Raw genomic sequence first — 19,113 nt, 5'->3', positions numbered from 1 at the left:
AGTCATTATTTTCATTAAAAAATAATGAACTTCATTCTGTGTTACATCAATTTTCTGATCAATTTTTTCTGTCCTGCAAAAAACAGAAGATAGAAAATCTTTTTTTTCAGGGGCAAAGATAAAATATAATTCTTACCGAAACGACTGTAAGTCAATATATCTTTCAAATTAATTCCCCTTTTATGTGTAAAATCTGCTAATTCCTGAGACATTTTATAAAATACATGATCATTTTTTACAAAAGCCAGATAAGCCAGATAAGTATAAATTCCTTCCAGGATCTGAAATCCTTTCATCTCTTTCTGCTTATCAGAATATTTTGAATGGAGAAAAGCCAGTTCTACATCTTCTACAGCTTTCAGAATATCCAAACCTCTTTCGTTATGAGTTTTTGTAATAGAATCGGTTCTTTCAAGATACTGATAATGAAATTTTTGAGTCTGCGCTAAAGTTTCACATTCCAGCAAAAGCTGCGGAATGAGCTGAATATCTTCAAAATGAACTCCTTTTTTGAATCTTTTGCTCTTAAAAAGTTCTTTTCTGAACAATTTATTACACGCAAAATAACTTAAATCTGAAAAGACCGAAAAATTATTTTCCAAATCAATCTTCTCAGGCATATTTGGGATCTGTGTAAGCTTTTGGGTAATATTTCCGTTCTCATCAACTTTCTGAATGTTGCAGATCACCATTTCGGCATTATGCCGTTCAGCCAGACTCAGCATTTCTTCAAACATAGTTTCATTAACATAATCATCGCTGTCTACAAATCCGAAATAATCTCCCGTTGCCTTATCAATTCCAAAATTTCTTGCATCGCTCAGTCCACCATTTTCTTTGGTAAAAGATTTAATTTTCTCCGGATATTTTGCTGAATATTGCTGAATAATACCTTCCGAAGCATCCATACTTCCATCATTCACGACTATAATTTCGATATTAACAAGAGTCTGATTAACAAGAGAATCCAGACATTTAGCCAAATAATTTTCTACATTATAAACCGGAACAATTACTGAAACTTTGGGGGGAACATTCATCATTGCTTATGATTTTGTAAATCTTGGACTCAGCCAGCCTTTTTTGGCTTCATCAAAATCTTTTCTGGAACACGGAATGCAGTTTTCAATATTATCATCATCGCCAAAATACCAAAGATTGCTAAACGTATCTCGCTTAAAGGCATATTGCCGGTCTTCTATCAATACATAAAACATTTCGTATTTTCTTTCTTTCGGATGTGAGTGCTGTATATTGATGCCTTCAATCAGATACCAGATCATTTGTGCTAAAAGCTGGTGATTGAGCTGATTTTCCGAATAAATATTATAATTAAAAATACCTACAGATTTAAGGTTTTCGCTCAAACCAATCTCTTTCATATATGCACAGATTTCTCTTCGGTTGAGACCATTTACCTGAGGATTCATTGAAAAAGCGTCACTGAAACTTTCAATAGCATCACAATTTACGGTTACCAAGTCTGCTTTTCTAAAAAAAGGTTCTGTTTTTTCTGTAGAATTCATCATTTCTGCCAAACGGACAATATCAAATTCTACTTCTTTGATTAGCTTTACAGAATCTGTTTCATTCAAATGCTTCTGATAGCCTAAATGATGATAATTTTTAATCTGAAAATTTTTTGAACCTAAAATTCTACTCAAAAAAGTATTTTCATTAATATTTTCGCCTTGCTTTAACGAAATAATATTGCTGATCTGTGTGTAACTGATGTTTTTCTGATGAAAATGAAGCGCAGAAAAAAGCGAAAAAGCAAGATCGTTGGATCCGCCGATAATTACCGGAATTGCTCTTTTGTAATGACATGCCGATAAAACTTCCTGCAAAATATAATGAGAATCTTCTACAGATTTACCGGAAACTAAGTCCCCCAAATCAACAACCGGAATTTCAAAATCAAGCTGAGAAAGCTTATAAAACTCTTTTCTGACAGCTGTAAAATCCTGAACTTCTGCATCACCATTAGCTCCTCTGTAATCAGAAACAAAAAGAAGAACGATGCTGTCTTCTTTGATTTCTTTGGTTATCTTATGCCCGATTTGCCAATTTTCTGTCCTGAAATTCCGCGGCGGAATGATAAAGTCTTCAAAATTCATGTCTGTGAGTGCTTATTGATCGTCAAAAATATTAAAATTAAATTATGAACTAGAAAAATCAAAGAAAAAATCCTAATATTACAGCAAAACCAAATCTTTTATCAGTAAATATTTCGCTTTTAATCACATTAACTTTTTAACATTTTTTTATCTGATATTCAAAACGGATTTATTTCAAATGAAGGTATTCAATTAATAAAAACAAAAGAACCAAACTTTTAATTAAATATTTATGAAAAAACTATTACCAATCCTTATATTGATATTTTTGTTTTCATGTAAAACAGAAATAGAAAAAGCATCAGAACAGCAGATTAAAGATAGCATAATGAATGTCTTAATGGATGAGATGGGAGATAATTTCATTGAAAGAAATTTCAATAATAATGAAATAAAAAATGCTCCTGTAAAAATTTTATTCTGTAAGTTTGTTCAAGATTCTACCTCTACACAAAGAAATATTGAACTATTTTACAAGAATGTCTCTAAAAAAAATATTGTAGCTGTTAGATTTAAATGGTATGGTGAAAATATTTACGGTGATCCAGCTGACATGGGAATATACAAAGGTTATGGAGGTGGATCGTCTGAGCAATTAGTAAAACCAAATGAAGAAGCAGTTGTTAGCTGGAACAACTATAGCAACGATGGGAAAAATATCATAGGATGCAGACCTGAGGAAATTGTTTTTGAAGATGGTTCAAAATGGAAACTAAAAAACTTAATCAATTAAAAACACACCGTGGTAAGGTGTGTTTTATGCTAATGTAAATTAAAATCATATTACTTTTTCGCTGATGGTTTCTTAACAGCAGGCTTTTTCGCTGTTGTTGCTTTTTTTACAGCTGGCTTTTTTGCTGCAGGTTTTTTCTTTTCAGCAAACGCTTTTGGATCTTGGGCGGTAATCCATTTTTTTACGTCATCCAGGGAAATTTCTTTCAGCTCATCGCTTTCATACTTCGTATCATCTGCTTTTTTCGGAATTTTAAACATCGCTTTTCCGAATTTGATGAAAGGTCCCCATCTTCCGTTTTCAATAGATATCTTCTCGCTTTCCCATTGCTGAATATAACGGTTTGCTTCTTTTTCGAGTTTAGCATCAATAAGTTCGTTGATGTCGCTTTGAGAAAGGTTATCAAAGTCATAACGCTTCGGAACATTCACAAAAATATCTTTATACTTAATAAACGGACCAAATCTACCGCTTCCTTTAGTCACCGGTTCGCCTTTATAAGTCGCAATAGGAGCGTCAGCTTTCTTCTTTTCGGCAATAATTTCCTCTGCACGGTTTTGATCTACAGAAAGCGGATCTTCACCTTTAGGAATACTGATATACGTTTCGCCCCATTTCACATAAGGTCCGAATCTGCCTACACCTACCGAGACAGGATTTCCGTCAACTTCTTTCAGATCGAAAGGAAGTTTAAAAAGTTCCAAAGCCTCTTCTAAAGTAATGGTTGCGATATTTTGCCCTGCCATTAATGACGCAAAAGTCGGCTTTTCTTCATCATCCGTTTCACCAATCTGAATCATGGCGCCAAATCTTCCGATTCTGGCGTGTACATTTTTACCCGTTTTCGGGTCAACACCTAAAAGTCTTTCTCCGGTGGCACGGTCTGCATTTTCTTCTACATCTTCTATTTTTGGATGAAATTTGGAGTAGAAATCCGTCATCATTTCCTTCCATTTCTGACCGCCATTGGCAATTTCGTCAAAACTTTCTTCTACTCTTGCGGTAAATCCGTAATCAAGAATTTCTGTAAAATTATCAGTAAGGAAGTCGTTTACCACTTCTCCAATATCTGTAGGAACAAATTTATTTTTATCGCCCCCGAATTTTTCGTCAAGAACTTCTTTTTTAACCTTATCATTGGCTAAAGAAATCTTCACCACTTCTCTTATTTGTGGTTCGATCTCTCTTTTATCAACATATTCTCTGTTCTGAATGGTCTGAATGGTCGGCGCGTATGTAGAAGGACGCCCAATTCCTAATTCTTCCAGCTTTCTTACCAATCCCGCTTCGGTATATCTTGCGCTTGGTCTGGTAAACTTTTCTGTAGCTGTAATTTTTTTATAACTTAAAACTTCACCAACACTTACTTTTGGAAGCAGCTTTTCGTTGTTCTCTTCATCTTCATCTTCCGTTTTTACGATTCCGTAAGCCTTTAGGAAACCATCAAATATAATCACTTCACCCTGCGCTTCAAAATGCTGCGGAAGTTTAGAATTTCCAATTTCGATGGTCGTTTTTTCAATTTTAGCATTCGACATCTGCGAAGCCAATGTTCTTCTGTAGATGAGTTGGTATAATTTACTCAACTGAGCATCACCAATTGTTTTTACCGAAAAGTCTGTCGGACGGATCGCCTCGTGCGCCTCTTGTGCAGAAGAAGATTTTGTAGTATAATTTCTTGGAGAAGAATATTCTGCTCCGTATTCTGAAATAATCTGATTTTTTGCACCCTCAATTGCTTCCTGAGAAAGGTTTACCGAGTCAGTTCTCATATAGGTAATGTATCCTTCTTCATACAATCTCTGAGCAAGACGCATCGTATTGGTCACATTATAACCTAATCTTGAAGAAGCTTCCTGTTGTAAAGTAGAAGTTGTGAAAGGAGCAGATGCAGAACGGCTTCCCGGCTTGGTTTCAACATTTAATACTTTAAATTCGGTTGTCTTAGCCAGTTCAAGAAAATTTTCAGCTTCCGATTCTTTATCGAAATCTTTTTTAAGCTTTGCTGCAATTTCCTGACCGGTTTTATTTAAAAATACACCATCAAGCTTAAAGCTGGCTTTCGGAACAAAACTGCGGATCTCCTTCTCTCTTTCTACGACCAAACGTACCGCAACCGACTGTACTCTTCCCGCAGAAAGCCCCGGTTTTACTTTTTTCCAGAGCACAGGAGACATCTCAAAACCTACAATTCTGTCGAGAACTCTTCTTGCCTGTTGTGCATTGACCAAGTTCTGGTCTATATCTCTTGGATTTTCAATGGCTTTTAGAATAGCATTCTTGGTGATTTCGTGAAAAACAATCCGTTTTCTGTTTTCCGGCTTTAGTTTTAATTCTTCTGCCAAATGCCATGCAATAGCCTCTCCTTCACGGTCTTCATCGGAAGCCAGCCAAACCAGATCGGCTTTTTTCACGGCTGCTTTCAATTCTGCAACCAATTTCTTTTTGTCGGCTGAAACTTCGTAATCGGGACTGAATGTAGACAAGTCAATCCCCATTCCTTTTTTAGGAAGATCACGGATGTGACCGAAACTGGATTTCACCTCAAAATCCTTTCCTAAATATTTCTGAATAGTTTTTGCTTTTGCCGGAGACTCAACGATTACTAAATTTTTCGACATACTGAAAATTTTTGCAAAAGTAAAGCTTTTTTATTAGATGGGTTTTGTCAAATCATTTTATTTAATAATTCAAACGGTACAAATAGCGTTCTGTAGAAGAATCCTTCAAAAGTAAACCCTCTTCCCGACATCTCAACACGATACATTAACGAGAACAAAACAATACACAATGTTACCCAGAATTTCCTGTTGACAACTAACTTTTTATAAGACGATGAATGTGCCGAATCTCTCAATAACAAAGAGAAAAGAACAATAAGGAATATCATATGAATGTACATCCATCTTCCCCAATCAATAGCTAGATAGAACAATGGTAATGAGAATAAAAAAGCTCCTGTTAACAAAATAGACAGATGCTTTTGCTGAGTTTGATTTTTTAAATAATATCCTACATGAAAAACACTGATTAACAAACTCAGAAAATACAATCTATATTCATTAAAATGCTCTTTGATGTACTGTCTTTCATCAATATCCCAAAAGAAAATACCTTTCGTGAGAACCACACCACGATCTTGCAGAATCTTTAAAGACTGACCTTCATTAATTTCTTTCCCGAACAAAATAATAATCACTGCAGGAAGTAAAACTGCCACAATATACTTTATGTATCTTTTCCATTCCCATTTCTGATTTTTTAAATATAAGGCAATTAAAAAATAAGGAATAAAAAAAAGTGTAATCTCATGAAAAAACATGGCAATAAAAAGACCAGCCACTACGGACTTTTCTTTAAGCTCTGATAATGAATTTTTGCTAAGATGATAAACAAAAAAGGCAAAAAGAAAAAATACGATAAATTCTTTTTTTCCAACATAATCCACACAGTTGAAAATCCCAATAAAACCAATGGAAGACAGCAATAGTGAGAGATATAGAAAGGTCACCTCTTTATATTGAATGGTTTTAAAATAATAATAAAAAAAAGAGGTTATAATAACTACCTGAAAGCCGTACACTAAATACTGGAGCTTAAAGCTTGTAACATCCTGAAGAAAGAAAAAAAAACTTCCGGAAAGCCCTCTTCTTTTAAAACCGCCATCCTGATAATTAATAAGCCAGTCACCTAAAATATAGCCGTCTGAATTCGCATTGTGATTATACGTAAATACAATTGCAAACAATGCTGTTGCAATAATAACAAGATAGATTAAAATTTTAATACTGATATAAGACAGAATATTCTTCAAGTCTTTGTGTTTTCTAAGTTTGTCACAAAAAAGAAATAGCTCTCAAATCCGGACAATCTCATATTCAGTTCCAAAATTATGAAATTTGCCGTACTTGAAAGCTATTTTATGCAGAATGTAGCTAAATTTAGTTCAATTGCTATAATTTCAATGACTAAATATTTAGCATTACATAACTTAATTCTACCTTTTAATTATTTTAACAATACTCTCAGAATTGTTGATTCTTACCAGATAAGCACCCTGAACAAGTGACGAAACGTCTGTCTTCATGCTTTCAAACTTTCCTGATTGTATCAGCTGTCCTGAAACATTATAAATCTGGTAGTAATAATCTTTGGCTTCAGTTGCTTTAATATATAAAACATCTTTCACCGGATTTGGAAACAAAACAATTTGATTTTCTTTCACTTTGGTTTCAATTTCTTTCTCTGTAAAAATATTTGAGGCTTTTACAGAAGAAATTCCCGGAGAAACAGGTATTGCAGGAATAGGACCTTCTTCAAAACCAGTCTGATTGGTTTTTACTTTTACGCAACGGCAATTCATTCCAAAATAAGGATCATTATTGTCGTGAAATGCGATAAGCCGATTGGCTGTAGAAGCGGCATTAAATAAGATATTCACCGGTCTTCCGATATAATTCGAATTCAAAGCCGCTGTCCATACTCCCGGAAACTGATAATTATTAACATTGAAAGTTCCTGTCGCTATCTGGTTAGCAGTAACACTTCTGAACCCGCGTGAACCTGAGTTGGGATAATTTCCTACGGAATAAGTAGGATCATTAAACATATAACCAATTGTTGTTGTGGTGGTATTTCTGACTCTTACTCCTGCATAATCAGTAATTACACTATAGCTTGTCGCTACTTTTTTATCCTTTTTATACCAAGGTGAAATTCCATAATCTTTATTTGTGATAATGGCTACACCTGTAAGATCAGGAATTCTCCATCCTTCAGGACAAGGATCGAATGGAGATTTTTCTCCGCCTCTGCCCCATCTTTCGGGAGCTGCATTAGGCTCATTCAAGAGCCAGTCTGTGCCATTGGTGTAATTCGGCACAGCTGAATTATATGGCGCAAATGAACTTGGAATCATGTAAACCAGAGGATTCTTAACTGAATAAGACAAAACTTTTGCTATTTTCTCATTTACTTTATCGGTTGCTAAAACATTCGCATTTGCGGAATTGGTATATGTATTGTAAGGCACAATATAATTACCTGATAAATTATTATACGTTGCCGGAGTAAGTGTAGTATAAGCCACAGATCCTGATGAACCTACTGTTCCTAAAAAAACATTATAGGAAGCCCTTGTATCAGCATGCTGAAACGTCGGAATTGGATCTTTTCTTCCCCATTGATACTGTAAACCGGTAGAAGCTCTTATCTTGGCATACTCTGCAGCTGTAGGAGTCACAGGATCTGCAACAATTGGAAAAGCGTCTGTAGCGCCCAGATTACGATCCATAAACTCTGTTTTCAAAACATCTCCTTTTCCTACATAATTTATATAATTTGGAGCAGAAGAATTAGGCATTTCGGTAGTGTAATTATATGTTCCTACAGGAGTATCGGTTACCCAAATATGCCAAGACCAGTAAACAGGATTAGCAGTATTGCCATTATGCAGAGTAACAACAGCGTTTCCACTTTGGTTGGGAGCAATATTGACAACAATTTTGGAATTTGATAATGCTGAGACAGATCCGGGAGAAGGATTAATAATATTAACCGTGCTGATTAAAGCTGTATTGGTGGACCACAAAACATTTGCTTTAAGATCATTAAAGCTTGACGGATTTAAAACATCAGGATTGTTCAGCAACTGACTTTGAGCAGAAAATGCTTTCGTAACCGGAATTTCTATTGCTGTTGCAACAGTACTTTTTACCACTTGATAAGTATTTGGATTATTTAAACCTTCGGTAAAACTATTGGAAGCAGTAATAAACTCAGTCGGGAAATCATAATTATTAAGAAGGTAAAGCGGATCTTTTATACAACGGCATGCATTTGCATCGGAAGTTTTAGCCACAGAAAGGGGCTTATACCAATATCTCCCTTTAATATTGGGATTAGAAGGATCCGGAGTATCTGGCTGATACTGATCCGGAACCATAAACAGCGTTCTTGCTCCAACAGCAGGAGTTGTATCATAAAACCTTGTCATTGTTGCTGTCCATAATCCGACCTGATGCTGATCTGTATACTGACCTGCCTGTGAATTGACTGCCAATTGTCCGGTTCCCGGAAAAACGCCCATATTATAGCCACCTGCATTCGATAAATCAAATCCTATATTTGGATAGACTTTAAAACCCGTCATAAAAGACGGAACTCCATTATCATTAGGCTTTATGATATGATACCCGTTAGATTCAAAAGTATTTTTTCCTAAATTGGTTCTTACTCCAAACGGCGAAAAATCAATTCTTATATCATCAATATAACTGCCGGAAGCCTGATTAGCTACTAAAACAGAAGGAAGCCTCCAACCATTCGGACAGGGATCAAAGCCCGATTTATCTTTATAAGGAGCCGTTGCAGCATCTGTTGCATAATCGCCTTCAAGTCTTCCACGGGAATTGTCTGACCACAGATTGAGCTCTGTAAGACGGTCATCAGACAAACCTCCCGATCTGCCAAACCAATTGAGCATTAAATTACTATTATTGTTATAAAAAGCAGGTCCTGAATTATCGTCTTTATTAACGTAAATAAGACTTAACGGATTTTTTACAGAAAGGCGGATATTATTATCAAGAGTAGCATTAGACAATAAAACAAATCTTCTTAAATTATCAAAATTGATTGCATTGGTAAAATTTCGCGCTCCTCTGTGACGAACTCTTCCCACAGATCCTGAAACTTCGTAAAAATCATTTCCTTTGTAAACCAACGGCGGAATTGGATCTTTCCTTCCCCATTGATAAAGCAGTCCGCCATTTTTATTCCAGTCATCTGCGGTATTGGAGTTGCTGAGAGCTCCCAGATTGCGGTCCATCCATTTCCATTCATCATCAGGAATTACTTCTATTGTTCCGTCACTTTTTTGTCTTTTTACCTGAGTAAAACTCTTATACGAAGATCCGTTTGCAGGATTATCTGTTACCCAGATATGCCAAGACCAGAAAATTTCTCCGTTGACACGGAATACTACCACTGCATTCCCTTCTTTAGACTTATTAACGAGAACTTTGATTTTAGCATCTTCCCCTGAACCTTCAACCTCCAATGCATAATTATTTCCCGATTTGATTAATCCGTGGTTATCTTCCCAGAGAACATCGGCTGTAACAGCACCCGAAGGGACACCGGAGTATCCCAAATATTTGTAACCCAACCACATTGCATAAGCTTTTTTTACAGGAATATATAATCCATCTTCTGCCTGAGAGGGGTCAAACCAATAGCTGTTTGGAGCTTTCATCCAGTCTTTTCCTGCAGTTCTTCTGGCATTAAGAACTTCTGTCTCCCGAACTTTGTTTTCCAGACTGTCTTTTTCAGACATATCGGAGACAAATTTTATTGTATTTTTTCGTGGATTATGGGCATAAACATCGGCAGAATAAAGATATAGAGCTGCCGCAACACAAAACAAGTAATGCTTTTTCATAAAGTAATAATTTTGCGATTTTTAAATTTATTAATATAATAACTAACATACCACAACTAATAAAAATTATTTAAATATCAATTTGAATAAATAAAAAATTAGTTAAGATAAATTCTTTTAAGAATAAATTTAATTTCGATTTGGTTTAATACAAAATTACAATAATGAAAGAAATTACAATATGATTAAATAAATTTTTATTAAGATTTAATAAAAATTTATTCATTCGCAAAATAATGAAAGTATTATGAATATGATTACGGAAGTAAAAAATTCTTATAGCGATCAACTGTGAAATTACCATTAACAATATTTCGGAAACTGGCAAAAACAATAAAGTTGAATAAAAACAGAGTAATGATAAATGTATGGATAAGCCTTTTGGTGCCATATGAAACAACATACATGGCATTAGGAATAATGATGTAGGAAAAACCAATAAAAGCACCTGCAAGCCTGGAGGAGAAAATAGGATTATTCCTAAAGATAAAATAAAAACATATACCTACAACCGCATAATTCCTGTGATATTCATAATAAGGATACTTCTCTTTCATAGGTTTATCAAAATAAAACAGGAAGAAAGTAAGAATTGCCATCATTGCCTCCGGTATACCAACACCTCCGTTGATTCGCTCAACGGATTCATCTATATACCCGTTAAACCCTTCTACAATCATCACATCTCCTGCTACACTATCCATAAAACTTCCGAAAATACGATACACCTCAAAAGGTGAGGCAAAAATAGATGCAATAATAAAAATAAGCATCCAGAATTTATTAATCGGAATTCTTGCTACCCAATACATCGGAAGAAAAACATAGCAGACATTATGGATGCCCGCACCAAGATAAATACACAAAAGGTACATCAGCAGATTTTCCTGCTTTATATATCTTATACCGTAATAAACAATAAAAGATCCCAGACATTGCCTTATCTGACCACTTTCCCCAATAAAAAACCCCGGAATAAACATGAAAAGCATAAATGTAAAAGGATAAAACGTATTATCCTCAATATACTCTACTTTCAATATAATTGTTATTACCGCAATAACCAGAGTCAGCATATAAAAAGGAGCATCAAAAACATTAAGCAAAAGTTTATTAATAAGGACAAACAGCCACTCAAGTTCCATTGGTTGCGGGCCTTCCATATACAAAGCCTTCATGATGATACTTATATAAGACTTAGTATCCGAATAATTATAAATACCTACATAACTGCCATAATCAGGACCAACCTGATTTCTCAAACCGGCAAGAATAATAAGGTACCCACCCAAAAACCAAAGCCATTTTTTTTCAACTTTTCTTCCGTAAACTTCCTGAAAGCTAAAAAATATCATAATGACGATAGCAATGATATAATATGGATGTAATAAACTCATTTATACAGTATAAGTGTTAACTCGGTAAGAAACAATAATAAAAGACGTAAGAATCATCGGCAAAAACAGCCGGCTCTCCCAAAAAAGCCCAACAAAAGTAATCATAAGCAAATAAGGCAGTGAAAAAAACAAATACTTTTTCATTATGATTTTTTGCTCAGAATTCCCCAGTTGAAAGAAAAAATAATATCCCAACACTCCGAACATCAGTCCTGCAAGATTAAAAGGGCTGATGAAATTTTTGATGATATAAACACCCTCAAAAAAAGAAGTCTCCTGAGGAATCATCAGCTTTAATGCAAAATATGGCAGCACAAACGAAATAATCAGAAGTACAGTTTCTTTTAAAAACTCAGTTTTTTTCGGATTCTTAATATCTAAAAACAACGCTCCGAAAAAAGCAATATTAAGACAAGCGGTTTCTCTTACAAAGGTTGAAATAAAAACAGTAAAACAAAGCAACAGCAAATTTGATATTTTTCTGTTGTGATAATATTTTATTGTCAGTAAAACTCCCAAAAGGTAAAAAAACATTGCAATCAAGTCACAATTGGTTGGAACGTACTGCACAATAACGATAAAAAAAACGGCAAGCAGATGAAAAATTCTTTTAAACCTTCCATCTATAATCCCCGCTGAATTTTCGTTTAAAATTTTGTTTAAAACAATAGATGAAAGAATAAAAAAGAAAGCATTGATCAAAAAAATACTGTGATAAAAAACAGTGCCGTTTTTCAGAATAAAACTTTCCTGTGACGCAAAATAATTCTTTATCAGAAAATTAAGACCATCAAAAACTTCCAACATTAAAAAATTCGGAATGACACGATATGCATATACTGACGAAAACATAAAGTCGGGAGCTTTCTGCATAGTTTTTAAACCGACATAGACAGATTCAAAGCCATAATACGACATGAAAAACAGCAGAAACGGTAAAATTACTACAAACAGAAATCCGGAAAATTTTTCATCAATCGTTTTCAACATACGATCAGCATCTTTTTTAAGATGAATTTGTTTTTTTACTTCTTGCCAAAAAGGGAACTTATGCAAAAGTATAAGTTTTTTTCTTTTTATAATGAATATTTTACTGATTTTCAATTAAAACTTACGAATTAATAGTTTAATCTAACTCTTAAAAAATTAAATTTGCAACTTGATTTTCTCAGGCAATGCACCGCATTTTCATTTATCTATATTATCTAATTTCCAAAAACCGTTTCCTATCCGCCGTTTTGACGGTGGGGATTTTATTATTCTGCGGATTTTTTACTTCAAAAATTAATTTTGAAGAAGACATCAGTCAGATTATACCGAAAAACGAAAAATCTGATCTCACCGCAAAAGTACTCAGACAGCTCAACTTTTCAGATAAAATCGTTGTCATCATCGAAAAGAAAAATAATCTAAATGATGAATTCCGGCTTTCAGAAACTGCAGATACATTTTTGAATAAAATCAAACCTCTGCAAAATTATATTGATGCTGTAGAAGGAAAAGTTGATAAAAACCAGATTTCCGAAACGTTTGATTTTGTCAATCAGAACCTGCCGCTTTTTTTAGATGAAGAAGATTATAAAGAGATTGAGTATAAGCTCAATAATGACAGCATTGCAAAACAGGTAGAAAACAATTACAGGTCTTTGGTTTCTCCTACGAGTTTGGTGACCAAAGAGTTTATCAAAAAAGATCCTTTAGGAATTACTTTTTTAGGTTTAAAAAAACTGAATGCTCTCAACATTAGCGAAGATTTTAAGCTGGAAGACAATTATATCATTTCAAAAGACGGGAAAAACCTGCTGCTGTTTATCAGTCCCAAAAACAAGGGCAGCGAAACCAAAAACAACGAATTTTTTATTGATGAACTGAATAAAATTAAAAAAAGCCTCAATCATACATTCAAAGGAAAAACAGAAATCAGTTATTTCGGTTCGCCCGTAATAGCGGTTGCCAATGCAGAGCAAATTAAGAAAGATATTCAGAATACGGTCATTATTTCGATGACGGTTCTCCTGATTTTGCTGATGTATTATTTCAGAAACTTTTTCACTCCGCTGATTGTATTTTTACCCACGATTGTCTCAGTTTTTATATCTCTGATGATTCTTTATTTTATAAAAGATAAAGTTTCTGCCATTTCGCTGGGAATTGGCGCTATTCTCATCGGAATTACGATTGATTATGCGCTGCACATTCTTACACATTACAAACACAATAACAATATTGAGGAACTTTATAAAGAAATTACGCAGCCTGTTATTTTAAGCAGTGTTACAACAGCGGTTTCTTTTTTATGTCTTGTTTTTGTAAAATCGGAAGCACTCAAAGACCTCGGGCTTTTCGCTGCTATGACGGTTTTTATATCTTCTGTTGCTGCGCTTATCATTGTTCCGCAGCTGTATCATCCCAAATCTGAAAGCCAAAATTCTAAAACAAATTTTATTGATGCTATCGGAAATTATCCGTATGAAAAAAACAACCCGCTTGTTATCATCTGCACACTAATTATTATTGCCTGTCTTTTTGGTTTCAGATATGTTGGCTTTAATAAAAACATTGGAGATTTAAATTATATTCCTGAAGAATTAAAAATAAGCGAAGCTAAAATTCAGAAACTTTCAGATATAACTTCCAAATCTGTTTACGCCATCTCTTACGGCAATTCTGAACAGGAAGCATTAGAAAAAAACTCTCAGCTATCACAGCTTTTAGAAAAAGAAAAAAAAGACGGTAAAATCCTCAGCTATAATTCCATCGGAAACATTGTTTTATCTGAAAAAAAACAACGTGAAAAATTAGAACAGTGGAACCGTTTCTGGAATTCAGACCGCAAAACAGAAACCATTCATCAACTGGTTAAAAACGGAGATAAGTTTGGCTTTAATTCATCAGCATTCAGTCGGTTTGATGAAAATCTGAACAAAAATTACGCTCTTTTAAACCTTAAAGATTATTCCTCAGTTAAAGCAATTCAGATGAAAGAATTTCTCAGTATTGAACATGGTTTTTACACCATTTCAAATGTTGTGAAAGTAGATGAAAATAACAGAGATGCTTTCATAAAGGATGTTGAAAACAATCAGAAGGCTTTAGCAATCGACCGACAGCAGATGAACGAGAATTTTCTGGGTTTACTGAAAGACGATTTTAATACGCTGATCAACTATTCTCTTCTTGCCATTATTCTTACCATTATCCTGTTCTTCCGAAACTTTGAACTTTCACTTCTTACAATGTTTCCTATTGTTTTAACAGGAATTGTAACTGCAGGGCTTCTTTATTTTTTAGGACTGGAACTCAATATTTTCAGCACGGTAGTCTGCACGCTGGTTTTTGGTGTGGGAGACGATTTCAGCATTTTTCTTACAAAAGCAATGCAGAAAGAGCATACAACAGGAAAAAACGAACTTCCTACATACAGAATTTCAATTATTCTGGCAGTTTTCACCACGGTTCTATCCATCGGATCATTGATTTTTGCGAAGCATCCAGCTTTGCATTCTCTGGCTTTGGTTGCCTTAATAGGGATGTTTTCCGTAATTGTTATCACCTCAACTTTATATCCTTTCTGGTTTAGATTTTTAATTATTAACCGCACAAAAAAAGGACTCTCACCTATTACACTGAGACTTTTTTTACATTCTGTTGCATCGTTTTTATATTACGGCTTATTCGGTTTTATCATTTCGGTTTTCGGAAGTTTTTTTGCCAAAAACGCCAAAGGAAAATCTTTATATATCATTAAATTGCTCGTTGCAAAATTTTTGGGATCTGTTTTGTACACCAATTTTTTTGTGAAGAAAAAAATCATCAGAAATCCAAAAGAAGACTTTAGCAGACCTGCTGTGATTATTGCCAATCATACTTCGTTTCTGGATACTTTAGCAGTAGCTTTGGTTACGCCTAAAATTGTTTTTTTAGTGAATGACTGGGTGTACAATTCTCCAGTTTTCGGAAAAATGGTAAGAGCTTTAGGCTTCTATCCTGTTTCTCAGGGAATTGAGAACGGACTTGAAAAACTGCGGGAAAAAGCAGATCAGGGGTATTCTCTCATCGTTTTTCCTGAAGCAGAAAGATCGTATGATAATGATGTAAAACGTTTCCATAAAGGCGCATTTTACCTTGCCGAACAGCTGCAGCTTGATATTTTACCCGTATACATCCATGGAAATTCAGAAGTTCTGCCGAAGGGAGATTTTATTATTTACAATGGAAAAATCACAATAAAAATTGGTGAAAGAATCCCGCTCCGGGACGAATCATTCGGAACAACTTATTCTGAAAGAACCAAGAAAATCAATGCCTATTTCCGTAAAGAGTTTGCTGCACTCAGACATGAGCTTGAAGATGAAAACTACTTTAGATACAAATTATTTCTAAGCTTTTTATATAAGGAAAATGAGGTGGTAAAATCGATAAAAGAAGATTTTAACCAAAATAAATCTGTTTATTCTGAACTGAATCAAACAATTCCTAAAGATGCCGTTGTTTTTCATATTGCCGATGATTTTGGGCAGAAAGATATTCTTCTCTCACTTCAGCAGGCAAAAAGAAAGATATTTTCATGGATTCGTGATGAAGAGAAGAGAAATATTGCCGAAAACAATTACTTAGTTCAGAAAAGATCAGTTTTTTATATTAAAAACCCATTTGAAATCACCAAAAAAGCTGACATTCTTTTAATTTCAGATCCCGCTTTTTATTTTGATGAAATTAAAGAAAATTATCCTGTCATTATTTTATTCAACATTAAAAATAGAAATTTTGAAAATTTAAATTACACAAAAGAATATGGCTCTGAATTTGTAAGCATTTTCCGCGTGAAAAAATAAATTTTAAAATCTTATTTTTGTAATTATTAAAATATTTTGATGCAAAAGAACATACTTGTCATCTATTATACACAAACCGGTCAGCTGGAAGATATTGTAAAGAATATTGCCCGTCCTTTTGAAGAAAAAAAAGACGAATACAACGTAACTTACTATTCTATTCAGCTTAAAGAAGACTTTCCTTTTCCGTGGCCAAGTGATGTTTTTTTCAACACATTTCCCGAGTCTTACCTGCAGATTCCAAGCGAAATCCTTCCTCCTCCGCAAGAAGTGCTCAATACAAAATTTGATCTGATTCTTTTTGGGTATCAGGTTTGGTATCTTACTCCTTCCATTCCCACAATTTCTTTTCTGAAAAGCGGTTATGCCGAAAGCATTATGAAAGATGTTCCCGTGGTAACCATTTCCGGAACCAGAAATATGTGGATGCTTTCTCAGGAAAAACTAAAAGTCTACCTGAAAAACCTAGGCGCAAAACTGGTAGGAAATATTGCTTTGGTGGACAGACACGATAATTACACCAGCGTTCTGACAATCCTGCGATGGATGACCACCGGAAAAAAAGAAAAATCGGGAATGCTTCCTGCAGCCGGAGTTTCGGTTGAAGAAATACAGGGTTCTGTAAAGTATGGAAGAATTATTGAAAAGCATTTTGAAAACAATTTTGAAAACTTACAGCCGGAACTCGTACAAAACGGAGCTGTAGAAATACGCCCTTTCCTGGTAAGAGTAGAAAAAGTAGGCAACAAAATCTTCACAGTATGGTCTCATCTTATTATCAAGAAAAAAGAAAAGCGTCCTTTGCTGATCAAATTCTTTAAGGTATATTTGATGGCGGCGATTTGGATTATTTCTCCGATTGTTCTTATATTTCACATACTTCTTGCTCCGCTGTTGTGGAGAAAGAGACAAAAACAAAGAGAATATTTACAAGGTATAAAATTAAAACAATAAAATGAACGAAGTATTTATAACCAAGGCATCTACATACTTGCCAAATGAGCCGATTTCTAATGATGAAATGGAAAGCTATCTTGGCCTGGTCAATAATACACCTTCTAAAGCTCGTGCTTTAATTCTTAGAAACAATAAGATCACTACGAGATACTACGCTTTAGATAAAAACGGAAAGCCCACACATACCAACGCACAGATTACCGCAAAAGCTGTGGAAGGTCTCTTTGATGAACATTTCAAAAAAGAGGACATGGAACTTCTTTCCTGCGGAACCACTTCTGCAGATCAGATCCAGCCTTCTCATGCCTCTATGGTGCATGGCGAGCTGAATATCGGAAAATCAGTAGAAATTAATACTTCAACAGGATTGTGCAATTCCGGAATGAATGCCTTCAACTATGCTTTTCTAAATGTAAAAGCCGGAGTAAAAAACAACGCTGTCTGTGTAGGTTCTGAAAGGTTTTCTGCATGGATGACTGCCGACAAATTCAATCATGAAGCTGAAAATCTTAAACTTTTAGAAGAAAAACCCATTGTTGCTTTCAAAAGAGAGTTTTTAAGATGGATGCTTTCTGATGGTGCGGGCGCTTTTTTGCTTGAAAATAAACCGAGAGAAAACAGCACTTCTTTAAGAGTAGAATGGATTGATTTTTATTCGTATGCTCATCAGATTGAAGCCTGTATGTATTCTGGCTGTGAAAAGCAGGAAGACGGAAGTTTGAAATCCTGGGCAGAATATCCCGCAGAAGAATGGCTGAACCAATCTATTTTTGCACTAAAACAAGATACAAAACTTTTAGACCAGTACATTCTGGTAAAAGGGGCAGAGAGTCTGAGAGCTTCTTTTGATAAACACGAGCTTGATCCTGATTCTATTGATCATGTACTCGCTCATATTTCTTCCGGCTATTTCAAAGAAGGTCTGAAAGAAGAGTTTGCCAACGTGGGTCTTGATTTTCCTTGGGAAAAATGGTTTTACAACCTTTCTGAAGTAGGAAATATCGGTGCCGGTTCTATTTTTATTGCGCTGGAACAGCTGATGAATTCAGGTAAGCTCAAAAAGGGTGAAAAAGTACTCCTTTGTATTCCCGAAAGCGGAAGATTTGCCTATTCTTGCTCATTACTAACAGTCGTTTAATGATAAATCAGCGACCTTTATCCGATCAAAATTTTGTGGAAAGCCTTATTCCGCAGAAATTTCCTTTTGTAATGGTGAGTGAACTTACGGAGTATTCTGAAAATCATCTGGTTTCGGGCTTTACAATTAATGAAGACAACATCTTTGTAAGCAACGGAATTTTTCAGGCTTCAGGACTGATTGAGCATCAGGCTCAAAGTGTTGCACTTCACACCGGATATCAGTTTTATCTGTTGGGAAAAGAAGCTCCAACCGGATATATTGGTGCGATCAAATCTTTTGAGGCTGAAGCATTACCCAAAACGGGCGACATTCTGAAAACAGAAGTTCATATTCTCAACGAAATGCTGGGTGTAACTCTGGTAGAAATTACAACCAGTATCAACGGTAAAATGATTGTAAAATCGCAGATGAAAACAGTGGTAAAGTAGCCAAAAAGAGGAATATTATAATTTAATACTTAATAATCAACTTTTATATAAAAAAACCTAACGG

Annotated in this window: 12 protein-coding genes; 5 read left to right on the top strand and 7 right to left on the bottom strand. The window is 34.8% G+C overall.

Annotation, left to right across the window (positions count from 1 at the left end; translation table 11 throughout):
• Positions 1–41: 41 nt before the first annotated feature.
• Entirely contained in the window at positions 42–1,043 is a 1,002-nt protein-coding gene (locus tag FNE73_RS03010) for a glycosyltransferase family 2 protein (RefSeq protein ID WP_143883296.1), read from the bottom strand.
• A 3-nt stretch (positions 1,044–1,046) separates the two neighbouring features.
• The gene (locus FNE73_RS03005) at positions 1,047–2,117 is read right to left on the bottom strand and encodes a formimidoylglutamase (protein ID WP_143883295.1); all 1,071 of its coding nucleotides are present in this window, start codon (positions 2,115–2,117) and stop codon (positions 1,047–1,049) included.
• 232 nt (positions 2,118–2,349) lie between these two features.
• Here FNE73_RS03005 and FNE73_RS03000 point away from each other — a divergent pair, with 232 nt between their 5' ends.
• Positions 2,350–2,850 (top strand): hypothetical protein, encoded by a 501-nt coding sequence (locus FNE73_RS03000; RefSeq protein WP_143883294.1) that lies wholly within the window; start codon positions 2,350–2,352, stop codon positions 2,848–2,850.
• A 50-nt stretch (positions 2,851–2,900) separates the two neighbouring features.
• On the opposite strand, the gene topA is transcribed toward FNE73_RS03000, so the two are convergent.
• From topA to FNE73_RS02975, 5 genes are all read right to left on the bottom strand, one after another.
• Positions 2,901–5,471 (bottom strand): type I DNA topoisomerase, encoded by a 2,571-nt coding sequence (gene topA / locus FNE73_RS02995; RefSeq protein WP_143883293.1) that lies wholly within the window; start codon positions 5,469–5,471, stop codon positions 2,901–2,903.
• Positions 5,472–5,518: 47 nt separating this feature from the next.
• The gene (locus FNE73_RS02990) at positions 5,519–6,664 is read right to left on the bottom strand and encodes a hypothetical protein (protein ID WP_143883292.1); all 1,146 of its coding nucleotides are present in this window, start codon (positions 6,662–6,664) and stop codon (positions 5,519–5,521) included.
• Positions 6,665–6,847: 183 nt separating this feature from the next.
• Positions 6,848–10,291 (bottom strand): T9SS type A sorting domain-containing protein, encoded by a 3,444-nt coding sequence (locus FNE73_RS02985; RefSeq protein WP_143883291.1) that lies wholly within the window; start codon positions 10,289–10,291, stop codon positions 6,848–6,850.
• A 257-nt stretch (positions 10,292–10,548) separates the two neighbouring features.
• Positions 10,549–11,688, bottom strand: a complete 1,140-nt coding sequence (locus FNE73_RS02980) for an EpsG family protein (protein ID WP_143883290.1) — start codon at positions 11,686–11,688, stop codon at positions 10,549–10,551.
• Entirely contained in the window at positions 11,689–12,678 is a 990-nt protein-coding gene (locus FNE73_RS02975) for a hypothetical protein (RefSeq protein ID WP_143883289.1), read from the bottom strand.
• A gap of 185 nt (positions 12,679–12,863) precedes the next feature.
• Here FNE73_RS02975 and FNE73_RS02970 point away from each other — a divergent pair, with 185 nt between their 5' ends.
• The 4 genes from FNE73_RS02970 to FNE73_RS02955 are packed head-to-tail and all read left to right on the top strand — an operon-like array spanning position 12,864 to position 19,049.
• Positions 12,864–16,523, top strand: coding sequence for an MMPL family transporter (locus FNE73_RS02970; RefSeq protein ID WP_143883288.1), 3,660 nt, complete (start codon positions 12,864–12,866; stop codon positions 16,521–16,523).
• Positions 16,524–16,562: 39 nt separating this feature from the next.
• Complete coding sequence (locus FNE73_RS02965; RefSeq protein WP_143883287.1) at positions 16,563–17,477, top strand: dialkylrecorsinol condensing enzyme DarA; 915 nt, start codon at positions 16,563–16,565, stop codon at positions 17,475–17,477.
• 1 nt (position 17,478) lies between these two features.
• A complete protein-coding gene (locus FNE73_RS02960; protein WP_143883286.1) occupies positions 17,479–18,618 on the top strand; it encodes a beta-ketoacyl-ACP synthase III in 1,140 nt (379 codons plus the stop codon).
• Positions 18,618–19,049 (top strand): hypothetical protein, encoded by a 432-nt coding sequence (locus FNE73_RS02955; protein WP_143883285.1) that lies wholly within the window; start codon positions 18,618–18,620, stop codon positions 19,047–19,049. Before FNE73_RS02960 ends, FNE73_RS02955 begins: the two co-directional genes overlap by 1 nt.
• Positions 19,050–19,113: the final 64 nt, after the last annotated feature.

Source organism: Chryseobacterium binzhouense (assembly GCF_007474545.1).
In the GTDB taxonomy this organism is placed as follows: Bacteria; Bacteroidota; Bacteroidia; order Flavobacteriales; family Weeksellaceae; genus Chryseobacterium; species Chryseobacterium binzhouense.
The sequence above is the reverse complement of the archived record's forward strand: the minus strand, read 5'-3'. Positions and strand labels throughout refer to the sequence as shown.

Bases quoted from the DNA above. Each gene is read 5' to 3' on its own strand.
- FNE73_RS02985 (WP_143883291.1), bottom strand. From the start codon at position 10,291: ATGAAAAAGCATTACTTGTTTTGTGTTGCGGCAGCTCTATATCTTTAT.
- FNE73_RS02980 (WP_143883290.1), bottom strand. From the start codon at position 11,688: ATGAGTTTATTACATCCATATTATATCATTGCTATCGTCATTATGATA.
- FNE73_RS03000 (WP_143883294.1), top strand. From the start codon at position 2,350: ATGAAAAAACTATTACCAATCCTTATATTGATATTTTTGTTTTCATGT.
- FNE73_RS02955 (WP_143883285.1), top strand. From the start codon at position 18,618: ATGATAAATCAGCGACCTTTATCCGATCAAAATTTTGTGGAAAGCCTT.
- FNE73_RS02965 (WP_143883287.1), top strand. From the start codon at position 16,563: ATGCAAAAGAACATACTTGTCATCTATTATACACAAACCGGTCAGCTG.
- FNE73_RS02970 (WP_143883288.1), top strand. From the start codon at position 12,864: ATGCACCGCATTTTCATTTATCTATATTATCTAATTTCCAAAAACCGT.
- FNE73_RS03005 (WP_143883295.1), bottom strand. From the start codon at position 2,117: ATGAATTTTGAAGACTTTATCATTCCGCCGCGGAATTTCAGGACAGAA.
- FNE73_RS02975 (WP_143883289.1), bottom strand. From the start codon at position 12,678: ATGTTGAAAACGATTGATGAAAAATTTTCCGGATTTCTGTTTGTAGTA.
- FNE73_RS02960 (WP_143883286.1), top strand. From the start codon at position 17,479: ATGAACGAAGTATTTATAACCAAGGCATCTACATACTTGCCAAATGAG.
- FNE73_RS03010 (WP_143883296.1), bottom strand. From the start codon at position 1,043: ATGATGAATGTTCCCCCCAAAGTTTCAGTAATTGTTCCGGTTTATAAT.
- topA (WP_143883293.1), bottom strand. From the start codon at position 5,471: ATGTCGAAAAATTTAGTAATCGTTGAGTCTCCGGCAAAAGCAAAAACT.